The sequence below is a fragment of the Pseudomonas fluorescens group sp. genome, assembly GCF_020093335.1.
Taxonomy (GTDB): Bacteria; Pseudomonadota; Gammaproteobacteria; order Pseudomonadales; family Pseudomonadaceae; genus Aquipseudomonas; species Aquipseudomonas petroselini.
On sequence record NZ_JAIOKW010000003.1, the window covers coordinates 16652 to 30634 of the forward strand.

General features: G+C 62.2%; 13 protein-coding genes. 1 reads left to right on the forward strand and 12 read right to left on the reverse strand.

The genetic code is table 11. The features are described 5' to 3' along the window. Positions 1–53: 53 nt before the first annotated feature. The 9 genes from K7431_RS04700 to K7431_RS04740 form a co-directional block, all read right to left on the reverse strand. The gene (locus tag K7431_RS04700) at positions 54–872 is read right to left on the reverse strand and encodes a phosphoglycolate phosphatase (protein ID WP_015886159.1); all 819 of its coding nucleotides are present in this window, start codon (positions 870–872) and stop codon (positions 54–56) included. After that, positions 869–1543: a ribulose-phosphate 3-epimerase gene (gene rpe, locus K7431_RS04705; protein WP_015886160.1), complete on the reverse strand. Its 675-nt coding sequence runs from the start codon at positions 1541–1543 to the stop codon at positions 869–871. Before rpe ends, K7431_RS04700 begins: the two co-directional genes overlap by 4 nt. Positions 1544–1627: 84 nt before the next feature. Then, positions 1628–2776: an iron-containing alcohol dehydrogenase gene (locus K7431_RS04710; protein ID WP_015886161.1), complete on the reverse strand. Its 1149-nt coding sequence runs from the start codon at positions 2774–2776 to the stop codon at positions 1628–1630. A gap of 217 nt (positions 2777–2993) precedes the next feature. Continuing rightward, the gene (locus tag K7431_RS04715; RefSeq protein WP_015886162.1) at positions 2994–3818 is read right to left on the reverse strand and encodes an ABC transporter permease; all 825 of its coding nucleotides are present in this window, start codon (positions 3816–3818) and stop codon (positions 2994–2996) included. 12 nt (positions 3819–3830) lie between these two features. Further along, entirely contained in the window at positions 3831–5078 is a 1248-nt protein-coding gene (locus K7431_RS04720) for an ABC transporter permease (RefSeq protein ID WP_015886163.1), read from the reverse strand. Positions 5079–5283: 205 nt separating this feature from the next. Next, entirely contained in the window at positions 5284–6324 is a 1041-nt protein-coding gene (locus K7431_RS04725) for an ABC transporter substrate-binding protein (RefSeq protein ID WP_015886164.1), read from the reverse strand. A 43-nt stretch (positions 6325–6367) separates the two neighbouring features. Continuing rightward, entirely contained in the window at positions 6368–7480 is a 1113-nt protein-coding gene (locus tag K7431_RS04730) for an ABC transporter ATP-binding protein (RefSeq protein ID WP_015886165.1), read from the reverse strand. A 214-nt stretch (positions 7481–7694) separates the two neighbouring features. Continuing rightward, complete coding sequence (locus K7431_RS04735; protein WP_015886166.1) at positions 7695–8324, reverse strand: response regulator; 630 nt, start codon at positions 8322–8324, stop codon at positions 7695–7697. Between the two features lie 18 nt (positions 8325–8342). Next, complete coding sequence (locus K7431_RS04740; RefSeq protein ID WP_015886167.1) at positions 8343–10337, reverse strand: PAS domain-containing sensor histidine kinase; 1995 nt, start codon at positions 10335–10337, stop codon at positions 8343–8345. Positions 10338–10414: 77 nt separating this feature from the next. On the opposite strand from K7431_RS04740, the gene K7431_RS04745 reads away from it, so the two are divergent. Then, entirely contained in the window at positions 10415–11389 is a 975-nt protein-coding gene (locus K7431_RS04745; RefSeq protein ID WP_015886168.1) for an alpha/beta hydrolase family protein, read from the forward strand. Between the two features lie 82 nt (positions 11390–11471). Here K7431_RS04745 and K7431_RS04750 read toward each other — a convergent pair whose 3' ends face one another. Genes K7431_RS04750 through K7431_RS04760 form a run of 3 tightly spaced genes read right to left on the reverse strand, consistent with a single transcriptional unit; the run spans position 11472 to position 13937 of the window. Next, positions 11472–12239, reverse strand: coding sequence for a TerB family tellurite resistance protein (locus K7431_RS04750; RefSeq protein WP_015886169.1), 768 nt, complete (start codon positions 12237–12239; stop codon positions 11472–11474). Between the two features lies 1 nt (position 12240). Next, positions 12241–12915 (reverse strand): N-acetylmuramate alpha-1-phosphate uridylyltransferase MurU, encoded by a 675-nt coding sequence (murU, locus tag K7431_RS04755; protein WP_015886170.1) that lies wholly within the window; start codon positions 12913–12915, stop codon positions 12241–12243. Then, complete coding sequence (locus tag K7431_RS04760; RefSeq protein WP_015886171.1) at positions 12912–13937, reverse strand: aminoglycoside phosphotransferase family protein; 1026 nt, start codon at positions 13935–13937, stop codon at positions 12912–12914. The genes murU and K7431_RS04760 overlap by 4 nt, the downstream gene beginning before the upstream one ends. Between the last annotated feature and the right edge of the window lie 46 nt (positions 13938–13983).

Here is a 13983-nt window from a genome sequence, read left to right on the forward strand (position 1 = left end):
GAGGATCTAACAGTCAGGTATGCAAACGTGCCGCAGAGCGCGGCCAGGATCAGTCAGGCGCGCCAACGCCAGCGGGCCAAGGCCTTGATAACTTTCATCCAGAGTTTGCGAGTGACCACCACGATGGAATTTCCAGAAGGGGACGGATCGGTGTCGGGCAACGTTATCTCAGCGCCAGCTCCCAAGCAACCGGGGATTAGCAGGCGCAGGTCATCAATGACCATTGCCGGCGACTCTTCGGCAATCGGCCGGCCATGGTTATAGCCGTAACTGAGGGCTACACACTGCACACCCGCGGCCTTTGCCGCCTGCACATCACTGCGCGAATCGCCGACAAACAACGACTGCGAGGCCGGAATATTGGCCATTTTCATCACGAAAAAAAGCGCCGCCGGGTCCGGCTTTTTCTGCGGCAGGGTATCGCCACCGATGATCCAGCGGAAATAACGGCCGATTTTCATCTGATCCAACAGCGGTGCGACGAAGCGTTCCGGCTTGTTGGTGATCAGGGCCATTTCCACTCCTTGCTTGCTCAGCCACTTGAGGGTGTCGCGCACGCCCGGGTAGACCACGGTCAGTTCGTGGCCGTCTTCGTAGGCGGCGTTGAACAGTTCCAGGGCGTGCTCAGCCTCCACCTCATCCACGCCTTCGGCATCGATGTGGTCGGCCAAGGCCCGGCGCACCAGCATCTGCACGCCGTTGCCAACCCATTCGCGCACCGAGTCGACCCCGGCCGGCTTGCGCCCCAGCTTGAGCAGCATCTCGTCCACCGCCGCCGCCAGGTCGGGCACCGAGTCGATCAAGGTACCGTCAAGATCGAACATCACCAGCCGTGGCAATTTGCCGGGGAACAGCTGCTCAAAGCCGCTCATGGACGCGCCAGCGCCAGTTCGGCGCGCATCTTATCGATGACCTCCTGGTAGTCCGGCGCGTTGAAGATCGCCGAGCCGGCCACGAAGGTGTCGGCGCCCGCCGCAGCGATTTCGCGGATGTTTTTAACGTTGACCCCGCCGTCGATTTCCAGGCGGATGTCACGACCCGAGGCGTCGATCAGCGCGCGGGCTTCGCGCAGCTTGTTCAGCGTACCGGGGATGAACTTCTGCCCGCCGAAGCCCGGGTTGACGCTCATCAGCAGGATCATGTCGACCTTGTCCATCACGTACTCAAGCACGCTCAGTGGAGTGGCCGGGTTGAACACCAGGCCCGCCTTGCAGCCGCCTTCGCGGATCAGTTGCAGGGTGCGGTCGACGTGCAGCGAGGCTTCCGGGTGGAAGGTGATGTAGGTCGCGCCGGCGTCAACGAAGTCGCCGATGATGCGATCCACCGGGCTGACCATCAGGTGCGCATCGATCGGCGCAGTGATGCCGTACTTGCGCAACGCGGCGCAAACCATCGGGCCGATGGTCAGGTTGGGTACGTAGTGGTTGTCCATGACATCGAAGTGCACGAAGTCGGCACCGGCGGCCAACACCTTGTCCACTTCCTCACCCAGGCGGGCGAAGTCGGCGGAGAGAATCGATGGAGCAATGACGAAGGGCTGCATGACGCACCTTTTTTGAGCTAAATCACGATGGCGCGCATTGTATACCTCATGCTTTGCCGCGCGCACCGTGACCTGGCTCAATGGCTAGTACGCAGCCCGATAGATTTTCTCGATATCCGCCGCGCTGAGCTTGCGCGGATTGTTGCGCATCAACCGTTCAATGCCCGCCGCCTCCACGGCCATGGCGGGGATCGCGTCCTCGGGCACCCCGAAACTGCGCAGGCCCGCCGGGATATCTACTGCGGCACACAGTCGCGTCATGGCCTCGACAGCTTGGTCGGCGGCATCATTGACGCTCAAGCCGGCGACATTCACGCCCATGGCCTGCGCAACGTCCTGCATACGCTCCACACAGGCCAGCTTGTTCCAGTGCATCACATAGGGCAGCAACAGCGCGTTGCTCACACCATGGGCAATATTGAAACGCCCACCCAGCGGGTACGCCAACGCATGCACCGCGCCCACCCCGGCATTCCCGAACGCCATACCGGCCATCAGGCTGGCGGTGGCCATATCGTCTCGCGCCTGCAGGTTCGCGGGGTTCGCGTAGGCCTTGGGCAACGCCTTGGCGATCAGCTTGATGGCGCCGATGGCCAGCGCGTCGGTGATCGGCGAAGCATTCAGCGACAGGTAGGATTCGATGGCATGCACCAGCGCATCCACGCCGCTGGCGGCGGTGACGCTGCGCGGGCAGGTCAGGGTCATTTGCGGGCTGATCAGCGCGACGTCCGGCAGCAGGTAGTCGCTGACAATGCCTTTTTTCAGCTGCGCGGCCTTGTCGGAGAGGATCGCCACATTGGTCACTTCCGAGCCGGTGCCCGCCGTGGTCGGGATGGCAATCAGCGGCGGGCCCTTGCGCGGCACTTGGTCGACGCCAAACAAGTCCGCCAGCGCGCCGTGGTATCCGGCATAGGCGGCAACGCTTTTGGCGATATCGATGGCGCTGCCGCCGCCCAGGCCGATCAAGCCGTCATGACCACCCTCGCGGTAGACACGCATGCAGTCCTCGACGATGGCGATTTCCGGGTCGGGCAGGACGCGGTCGAAAATCTCGTAGCTGCGTTCGCCCAGGTGCTCGAGTGCCAGCGCCACGGTGCCGGACTTGACCAGCGCGGCGTCGGTGACGATCAGCGGGTTGTCCACATCCAGGCGGGTGAGCTCAAAGGCCAGTTGTTCGATGGCGCCAGCGCCGGTGAGCAGTTTGTGGGCGATCTTGAATGAGGAGGTACTCATGTGCGCGGCCTCTTATCAGGGATGGGCTGGCACAAGAGTAGCTCGGAAAATGGGGTTGCCCAGCATTCAGGGCCTGAATGGTTATTTCCAAGACAACACGAAACCAATGTGGGAGGGGGCTTGCTCCCGATGGCTGAGTGTCAAGCTACACCAATGCTGGCTGACCCACCGCTATCGGGGGCAAGCCCCCTCCCACACTTGAATATCCAGCAGGCCGTTAGACCGCCGCGGTTCGCAGCTTCTCACTGCGGCCACGCAACCATTCCAGGGTCAGCAACAGCAACACCGAGAAGGCAATCAACAGCGTTGCCGCCGCCGCAATCGTCGGGCTGAGGTTTTCGCGGATGCCGCTGAACATCTGGCGCGGCAGGGTCGCTTGCTCCGGGCCGGCGAGGAACAGCGTCACCACCACTTCATCGAACGACGTGGCGAAGGCAAACAACGCCCCGGAAATCACGCCTGGCGCAATCAACGGCAAGGTCACCCGGCGAAACGCAGTCAACGGCGATGCGCCAAGACTGGCCGCCGCCCGCACCAGATTGTGGTTGAAGCCCTGCAAGGTCGCCGACACGGTGATGATCACAAACGGCACGCCCAGCACCGCATGCACCACGATCAAGGAGAAAAAGCTGTTGCCCAGGCCCAGCGGTGCAAAGAACAGGTAACTGGCCACGCCAATGATCACCACCGGCACCACCATCGGCGAAATCACCAGCGCCATGACCAACGCCTTACCGGGGAAATTACCGCGCGTCAGGCCGATCGCCGCCAGGGTGCCGAACACCATGGCCAGCACCGTGGCCGCCGGGGCGACGATGATGCTGTTCTTCAGCGCACGCATCCATTCGGCGGAGGCGAAGAAGTCCTGGTACCAGTGCAGCGAAAAACCTTGCAGCGGGTACACCAGGAAACTGCCGCTGTTGAACGACAGCGGAATGATCACCAGCACGGGCAATATCAGGAACAACAGGATCAAGCCGCAGAGGATCCGCAAGCTGTAGAACCACACCCGCTCAACGGGCGACATATAAGGGCTCAGCATCGCAGGGTCTCCTTAGCTCAGGCGCAGGCGGCTGGCGCCCACCAGACGGTTGTAGATCAGGTACAGCACCACGGTCGCCAGCAGCAGCAAGCCGCCCAACGCCGTCGCCATGCCCCAGTTGATACTGGTGTTGGTGTAGAACGCCACGAAGTAGCTGACCATCTGGTCGTTCGGGCTGCCCAGCAGGGCCGGGGTGATGTAGTAACCAATTGCCAGGATGAACACCAGCAGGCAACCGGCGCCCACTCCGGCGTAGGTCTGCGGAAAATACACGCGCCAGAAGCTGGCGAACGGGTGACAACCCAGGGAAATCGCGGCGCGCATGTAGGTCGGCGAGATGCCTTTCATCACGCTGTAGATCGGCAGAATCATGAACGGCAGCAGGATGTGCACCATGGAGATGTAGACACCGGTACGGTTGAACACCAGTTCCACCGGTTTGTCGATCAGTCCCAAGCTCATCATTGCGCTGTTGATCAGGCCGCCGGACTGCAGCAACACAATCCATGCGGCTACCCGCACCAGGATCGAGGTCCAGAACGGCAGCAACACTAGAATCATCAACAGATTGCTTTTGCGCGCCGGCAGGTTGGCCAGCAGGTACGCCAGGGGATAGGCCAGCAGCAGGCAGATAGCCGTGATCACCAAGCCCATCCAGAAAGTGCGGGCAAAAATGTCCAGGTAGATCGCCTGGTCTGGCGTGGCCGGCGCTACTTCGCCGAGGTCGTCGATGCGGTGATCGACAGCCGCCAGCAGGTAGAACGGTGTCAGGCTGCTGGTATTGCGCCGGATCGCCTGCCAGTAGGCCGGGTCGCCCCAGCGTTCGTCGAGGTTTTCCAACGCTTCCTTATAAGAGGCAGGCGCTTCACTGAACGGCAGCGCCCGCGCGGTTTTGGTCAGCAGGCTGCGGTAGCCGGCCAGTTCCATGTTCAGGCGCTTGGACAGATCGCCCAGGGTCTGGTTTTTGCGCGCTTCGCCCAGGTCTTCACTGAGGGCCTGGTACACCGGCTCGCCCGGCAAGCCACGACCGTCCCAGGCCGTCACCGCCACCACGGTGCGCGGCAGACCGCCCACCACTTCCGGGTTGCCCACGCTTTTGTAGAGCAGCGCAACGATCGGCACCAGGAACACCAGCAGCAAAAACAGCACCAGCGGCGCAATCAAGGCCTGGGCCTTCCAGCGATTAAGCCGCTCGGCGCGCGCCAGGCGCTGCTTGAGGGTGGGGCTGTTGACCTCGTTCGAGGGAACGGCGATGGCCATGGCTGACTCCGGATCTTGAAAATGACGACACATCTATGGCTGGGCTCTAACCCGTAGTGAGCGGGCTTGCCCCGCGCTGGGTGGCGAAGCCGCCCTGAAACCAGGCACCTGGATTCTGTCTGGAAGAATGCGGCGCCTAGCTTGGGGCGGCTTCGCCACCCAGCGCGGGGCAAGCCCGCTCACTACAAAGTCCGATCCAGAAGGGTTACTTGGCAGCCCAGGAATTGAAGCGCTGCTCCAGCTGCTCACCGTTGTCCGCCCAGAAGCTCACATCGATCTGCACCTGGTTGGCGATGTTTTCCGGGGTGGTCGGCATGTCCTTGAGGATGTCCTTGGCCAGCAACGGGACGGCTTGGGTATTGGCTGGGCCGTAGGCGATGTTTTCCGAGTAGGTCTTCTGCTGCTGCGGCTGCACTGAGAAGGCGATGAATTTCTTCGCCGCTTCCGCACGATCCTTGGCCAGGCCTTTAGGAATGGCCCACGCGTCGAAGTCGTAGATACCGCCGTTCCATACCACTTTCAGGTTGCTTTCTTTCTGCACGGCGGCAATGCGGCCGTTGTAGGCCGAGCTCATCACCACGTCACCCGAGGCCAGGTACTGCGGCGGTTGTGCGCCGGCTTCCCACCACTGGATCGACGGCTTGAGTTCATCGAGTTTCTTGAATGCGCGGTCCTGGCCATCTTTGCCGGCCAGCACTTTGTATACGTCCTTCGGCGCTACGCCGTCGGCCATCAAGGCGAATTCCAGGGTGTACTTGGCGCCTTTGCGCAAACCGCGCTTGCCCGGGAATTTCTTGGTGTCCCAGAAATCCGCCCAGCTGGTCGGCGCGGACGCCAACTTATCGGCGTTGTAGGCCAGCACCGTCGACCATACGAAGAAGCCCACGCCGCACGGCTGGATCGCCCCCTTCACGTAATCGGCAGCGTTGCCGAACAGTTTCGGGTCCAGCGGCTCGAACATGTCTTCGTCGCAGCCACGGGACAGTTCCGGCGACTCCACCTCCACCAGGTCCCAGGACACGCTCTTGGTGTCGACCATGGCTTTCACCTTGGCCATTTCGCCGTTGTACTCGCCGGCGACGATCTTGCCGTTGCCCGCACTTTCCCACGGTGCGTAGAAGGCTTTGACCTGAGCCGCCTTGTTCGCGCCACCAAAGGACACGACGGTCAGGTCCGGGCCGGCCATGGCCTGTGTCGCGCCCATCAAACTCAATGCCAGGACGGAATACTTCAAGGAACTCAACATTGTTGTTCTCTCCACGTGCAGGGTTGGTGAAGCCATGGGGCGATCAATTCGCCTCTAGAAGTGGGTCGAGTGCGCGAACGTGCTCGACTTGCCAGCCAATCGGTACCACGTCGCCGACCGCCAGGGCTGGGTCCAGCTCGGCAATCGGTTGTTTCACAAAAAAATCGGCCTTGCCGCAGACTTCCAGGCGCACGCGCACGTGGTCGCCCAGGTAGATGAATTCCGCCACCCGCCCAGAGAAGCGGTTGACGCAGCTTTCGCTGGAGCCATTGAGGCTCACACGTTCCGGACGCACCGAAAGCGTTACCGGGCCACCGACCTGGCCGACGTTCACGGCCAGCGCCTCGACTTTCTCGCCGCGCGCCAGCTCGACGACACAGCGGTCGCCAGTGTGGCTGTGCAGGCGGCCATTGAGACGGTTGTTTTCACCGATGAAGTTGGCGACGAAGGTGTTCTTGGGTTCTTCGTACAACGTGCGCGGTGCGGCGATCTGTTGGATCTCGCCCTGGTGGAACACTGCCACCCGGTCGGACATGGTCAACGCTTCGCCCTGGTCGTGGGTCACGTACACCACGGTCACGCCGAGGCGCTGATGCAGGTGCTTGATCTCCATCTGCATGTGTTCGCGCAGTTGCTTGTCGAGGGCGCCGAGGGGTTCGTCCATCAGCACCAGTTGCGGTTCGAACACCAACGCTCGGGCCAGCGCCACACGCTGTTGCTGGCCGCCGGACAGTTGCGCCGGGTAGCGTTGGGCGAACGCGTCGAGCTGGACCATGCTCAGCACGCGTTTGACCCGCTCGCTGATATCGGTCTTGCTCAGGCCACGCACAGAGAGGGGAAACCCCAGGTTTTCGGCCACGGTCATGTGCGGGAACAGCGCGTAGTTCTGGAACACCATGCCGATGTCGCGCTTGTGCGGCGGTACGTTGTTGATGGAGCGCCCGGCCAGCTGGATTTCACCGGCGGTCGGCGTTTCAAAGCCGGCGAGCATCATCAGGCTGGTGGTCTTGCCCGAACCGGAAGGGCCGAGCAGGGTAAGGAACTCGCCCTTGCGAATCTCCAGGTTGAGGTCTTTGACGATCAGGTTCTCGCCGTCGTAGCTCTTCTGCACGCCACGAAAGCTGACCAGCACATCATTTGTATCCACCTCGCTCATACCCGCACCTTTGTATTTTGGACTGCTGTGGAACAAGCGTAGTCCAGGCACGAGCCCCCGGAAATCGGGGGCCAGGAGAGAATGGCATCAGCCGGATGGAAGGTTCGGGGTAGGGATCGCCCTACACGCATGGCGGGGATAGAACAGTGCCGCAGCGCCCTGCGCCAGCCATCAGCTCAGCGCCGCTCAAAGGGCGTCGTAAACAGGCATGTGGTTAAAGCAGCTTGTGCTCCATCGCGTACTTCACCAGTTCAGCCAGGGAGGTGATATTGAGCTTTTGCATCAACCGCGCCTTGTGCGTGCTGATGGTCTTGCTGCTCAGCGCCAGTTGCTGGGCGATATCGTTGACGTTGGCGCCCTGGGCCAGACGCTCGAACACCGAGAACTCGCGCTCCGAGAGCAATGAATGCAGCGGCCGGGTATCGGTAAGGCCGACTTCGAAGACCATGCGGTCGGCCAGGTCCGGGTCGATGTAACGCCCGCCGGCCGCGACCTTGCGGATCGCCGTGAGCAACAGCGCCGGGTCGCTGTCCTTGGTCGCATAACCCGCCGCCCCCACTTTCAAGGCTCGGGCGGCCATTTGCGCTTCATCGTGCATCGACAGCACCAGGATCGCCGGCGGATTGTTCAACGCACGAATGCGCGCAATCGCTTCCAGGCCATTGACGCCGGGCATCGAGATGTCCAGCAACACCACCTCGCACGGCACATGGCGCAAGGTCTCGAGCAGTTGCTCGCCATTGCTCGCTTCCCCAACCACCAGCAGGTCTTTGGCCAGGCCGATCAATTGCTTGATACCTTCACGAACAATGGTGTGGTCTTCGGCTACCAGTACGCGGATCACAAGGACTTCCTCTTGGTGTTATGCATCCAACGGCACCGTCACACTCAGGGTGGTGCCCTCCCCCCGTTCGCTGTCCAGGCGCAGTTGCCCGCCCATGATCAGCACCCGCTCACGCATGCCCACCAGGCCGAATGATACCGGTCGGCCCTGGGCCTGGATGAAACCGACGCCATCGTCGCTGATGGTCAGCCGTAAATCCGTCCCTTCCACCGCCAGGGTCAGCTCGACAGTATGCGCCTGGGCGTGGCGCATCACATTGGTCAGCGCTTCCTGCAGGATGCGAAACAGGCCGATCGCCTTGGCATCGCTCAGCGCCGGCAGGTTATCCGGCACCTGCACCAGGCAAGGAATGTGTGTGCGCGCTTCAAAGCGTCGCGCCTGCCATTCGATGGCCGAGGCAATGCCGGCATCCAGAATCGGCGGGCGCAGTGCCGTCGCCACATCCCGCACCAGCTGGAACAGCTGGGCGATCAGGCGTTTCATGCTGTTCAAACGCTCGTGCAAACCGGGGTCGAGTTGCGCATAGGCCAGCTCGCACATGGAAGTTTCGAGCTTGAGCACGGTGAGCATTTGCCCGAGTTCGTCGTGCACCTCACGGGCGATACGGGCTTTTTCTTCTTCGCGCACGGTTTCCAGGTGGGCGGACAGCTCGCGCAGTTGCGCTTCACTTTGCAGCAAGGCCGCCAGCGTTCGGCGCAACTCGGTGACGTCGTTGAGGTAGACCACCAAGTATTCGGCCTCGGCAAAGCGCAGAAAGCTCAAGGACACGTTGGTCGGCAGGATGCTGCCATCTGCACGCCGGCAATCGGTGGCAAAGTTCTGTGGGCCCTCTTCGCTGGCCCGCGCGCGCTTCCACAGGTTGAGCCAGCGGTCCATATCCAAGGTGGGGTCGAGGTCAATCAGCGGCCGCTCGATCAACGCACCGGGGCCGTAGCCAAGCATGTTTTCGGCCGCACGGTTGGCGTAGCGCACATGGCTGTCCCAGTTGACCCAAAGGATACCGACCGTGCTTTGATCGATGGAGAATTGCGTCAGCCGTAGTGCTTCGGCGCCGGCTGCACGGGCCTCGCTCTCTTCGCGGGCAGCCAGTAAGCCGTGCTCCAACACGCGCTGCTGGCGACGCTGCCAGAACACCACCGCCAGGCTGGCAAGCAGGAGCAGGCCCAGCAACAGGCTGACGTTTTGCCACAGGCCCGGTGATTCCGTCAGCCGTGGGTACTTGGGCTGCAGCCAGCGGCTGTGCAGTTGGTCCAGGTCGCGGGCGGGGATGGCGCGCAAGGCGCTTTCCATGATGCCGGCCAGCTCCGGCCATTCCCGACGTGTAGCCACCCGCAGCAATTGCGGCAGGCCGATATCGCCCACGACCGCCAGCCCGGCGAACTCCGCCTCGCCGGACAAACGGCTAAGTTGCGCCTCATCCACCACGGCGTAGCGCGCTTGCTGGCTGACCAGCAATTGCAGGGCCTGGCGCTCCATGGGCACGCCTTGCAGGTTCAGGCTCGGATAGGTACTGCGCAGGTAATCGGCCACGGCGCTGGGCATGCGCACGGCGACGCGGGATTGGTCATCGAGTTTTTCCAACTCCACCGCGCCGCCGCCCTCCCGGATGCCGACGATGTGCTGCGGCACGCGCATGTAGGGATCGGAGAACAACCACAGGCGCAAACCGGCCGGGGTTTGCTGCAGGCCAGGGGCGATGTCCACTTCGCCCTCGCGTACGGCCGCTTCCAGTTGCTCCTGGCTGGGGAAGTTGCGCCAGGTCAGCTCGATGCCCAGCGCCTTGGCCAGCCACTGCATCAACTCGACATTCGCCCCGGACAACCGCTGCAAACGCCGATCGTATTGCGCGTAAGGCGCCTGCAACACCAGGCCCACCCGCAGCTCCGGGTGCTGGGCCAGCCATTCGCGTTGTTGCACAGTGAGCTGCGCCTGGGGTGCGGCGGGCGCAGGGGCGGCATTTGCCATCAAGGCAAGGCACAAACAGCCGATAACCAGCAGACAGCGAAAACCCATGATCCACGTCTCACATCACTGACAAATACTGACCAACCCATTAGGCTGCTGGAATCACTTCTGGCCGGGAATTAACGATGCCCTTTCTCCACCGTTCGGCACTGCCAGCATTGTGCCTGTCGCTGCTTATTACCAGTGCCTTTTCTGTACAGGCCGCTGACGCGCCTGAGCCTGCCGCCGAAAAACCCGTCGAACGCCAGCCCTTGCCCGAGCGCAGCAAGGAAGAGGCCAGCGCCCTGGAACGTAAAATCCCGCAACAGGAACAGCAACAATTGCAGGCCGGCAGCGATACCTTTCTCGCGCTGTGGAAACCGGCCAACAGCGCCGAGCCCGAAGGCGTGGTGATTATCGTACCCGGCGCCGGCGAAAATGCTGACTGGCCGCAAGCAATCAGCCCGTTGCGGCATAAATTGCCGGATGCCAATTGGGGCAGTCTCAGCCTGTCATTGCCGGACGTGAGCGTAGATACCCTGCCGCCGCGCGTCATGGAAGCGCCCAAGGCCACCGTCGACACCAGCAGTAAAGAAGCGAGCACCGCCGACAAACCCATCGAGCAGGCCGCCAGCGCCGAAGCCGAAGGCACCGACCCTGCGGTGGTGCCCGGCGCAGACGAGCAAGACAAGACTGACGCCTCGCGCATCTTCGACCGCATCGATGCCGCCGTGGCCTTCGCCCAGACCCAGAGCGCACGCAGCGTCGTGCTGCTCGGCCACGGCACCGGCGCGTGGTGGGCCGCACGTTATGTGAGCGAGAAGCAACCGTCCCAGGTGCAGAGGCTCGTCATGGTCGCGGCGCAGACGCCCACCGGGCGCCATCCGGATGTGCAGCAACTGGCGCCCGGCCTGAAACTGCCGACCGCCGATGTCTTCTATCAAGACGACGCCCAATCACGCAAAAACGCCCTGGCACGTGCCCAGGCGGCCAAGCGCTTGAAGAATGAGGGTTATAAACAGGTGTCGCTGAAGACCCTGCCGGGCAACAGTGCTGCAGAGCAGGAACAGTTGTATCGCAGGGTTCGTGGCTGGTTGAGCCCGCAGGCGACTTCAGACTGATCACCGGTTTCAACAACACCCTAGATCCAATGTGGGAGGGGGCTTGCTCCCACATGTGGATTGGATTGCCACTTCCCGATCGTTAACGGAAATCACGGCGCTCGCGGATCAACGTGTAGGCATTGTGCAATTCCCGAGTGCGCTCCGTGGCCTCACGCACTTGCGCAGGACTCGCGCCAGTACCGGCAATCTTGTCCGGATGATGGCGGCTGAGCAGTCGGCGATAGGCACGCTTGATCGCCGACGGTTCGGTGGTCGCCGTCACACCCAGCAAGCGCAACGCATCTTGATAGGTGCCGCCCCGACTCACCAACGGTTTGCGCTCCGGCGTGTAGTCACCCGCCAATGCCTGGAGTTGTTGCGGCGTCCAGCCCAGCCACTTGCCCCATTGATCAATCAGGTCACGCTCGGCGTCACTGGCCTTGCCGTCCGCCCAGGCCATGCGCCAGCACGCACGCAATACCCCTTCTGCCGCATGGGGTTGAGCCTTGAGCACACGCAGATAGCTGCGCACCCGGTCGGCGCCGGACTTGCCGCGATTAAACGCCGCAATCGCACGGCGTTGCGCTGAGTCGCTCATGTCCAGCCCACGCATTTCCTGGCGCGCCTGCTGGATATGTCCATCCACCACTCGCCCATTGCTCTTGGCCAGACGCCCCAGCAACACAAACAACAACTCGTCATTGCGCAACACCGGGCGCCCGCCCAGGCGCTCGCGCAACTGCGCCCAGCTGTGCAGTTGCAGACGGCGGTCCAGCGCCTGCCCCAACAGCGCACCCAACAAAGCCCCCGGAATACTGGCAATCGCAAAGCCAGCCCCGGCGCCGATCAGCGTCCCTGGCCACAGCATGTTACTGCCCCGCTGCCAGCAGGGTTTCGACTTGCGCCAGGCGCTCCAGCGTGCCGACATCAATCCAGCGTCCTGCCATGTGTTCCCCCGTTACCAGACCTTTGGCCATGGCTGCCCGCAAAAGCGGCGCCAGCTTGAAGGCACCCGCGCTGCAACCCGCGAACAGCTTGGGGTCGAGTACGGAAATGCCACTGAAGGTCAGGTTATCGGCACCGGGCGCGGCATCATGAAGTAAACCCTGATCAAGGTAGAAATCACCGCCCGAGGGGTGATGCGCCGGGTTATCGACCATCACCAGGTGAGCCAGGCCCTTGAGCGGTTGCTTGAGCCGGGCGAAGTTGTAATCGGTCCAGATATCGCCATTGACCACCAGGAACGGCTCATCCCCCAGTAACGGCAGTGCCTGGAAAATCCCGCCGCCGGTTTCCAGCGGCTCACCCTCAGGCGAATAACGGATGCGCAAGCCAAACTGCGCGCCGTCCCCCAGATAGCTTTCGATCTGCTGGCCGAGCCAGGCATGGTTGATCACGATCTCGGTGAAGCCGGCCTTGGCCAGCGCCTCCAAGTGATACTCGATCAAGCGCTTGCCGCCGGCCTGCACCAGCGGCTTGGGCGTGTGCAAGGTCAGCGGACGCATCCGCTCGCCTTTGCCGGCGGCCAGGATCATGGCCTTCATACGCTCGCCTCGGCGGGTTGACGCAGGCTGGCCAGCAGTTCACCCAGTTCGCTCAGTTCCGGACGGTCCGCCAGTACCGCTTCTATATAAGCAAAGAAGCGCGGTACGTCGGCCAGGTAGCGTGGCTTACCGTCGCGATGACAGATGCGCGCAAAAATGCCGATGACCTTGAGGTGACGCTGCACGCCCATCAAGTCGCTGGCACGCAGGAATTCTTCGACATCCGCCTGCACCGGAATGCCCAATTGCCCGGCACGCTGCCAGTAACCGCGCTGCCAATCCCGCACGCGGGCCTTGGGCCAACTGAGGAAGGCATCTTTGAACAGGCAAGTGATGTCATAGGTGACAGGCCCGTAGACCGCATCCTGGAAGTCCAGCACGCCAGGGTTCGGTTCGCTGATCATCAGGTTGCGCGGCATGTAGTCGCGGTGTACCAGCACCTTTGGCTGGGCCAGGGCGCTGTCGATCAGGTGATCGCTGACACGCTGCCAAAGCGCTTGCTGCTGCGTATCGAGTTCGATACCCAGATGCCGGCGCACGTACCACTCGGGAAACAATTCGAGCTCGCGGCGCAGCAAGGCTACGTCATAGCTGGGCAGTGGCGCGTCCATCGGTAATTGCTGAAAAGCCAGCAAGGCGTCGATGGCATCGGCAAACAATTGATCGGCATTCTGCTCGTCAATCACGTCCAAATAGGTTTTTGTGCCCAGGTCATTGAGCAAAAGAAAGCCTCGCGGCAAATCTTCTGCATAAATTTTTGGCACATTTATTCCCGACTTCGCTAACAAATGCGCGATATCGACGAAAGGTTTGCAGTTTTCCTGGGGGGGTGGGGCGTCCATCACCACGAATGTCCGGCCACCGCCTTCCCAACGGAAATAGCGCCTGAAACTCGCGTCGCTGCTGGCCGCGGTCAATGTGGCCGGGGGTACGGCACCCCAGCCTTGAGCGTTGAAAAGGATCGGCAACTGCTCATCCAGCCAGACTTCCAGCTGTTGTAAACGTAGATCGTGCTCGGGCATTACAAGGGTCTCCGACGGCGCTAGCCGTCAAGCGGGGCATGCTTTA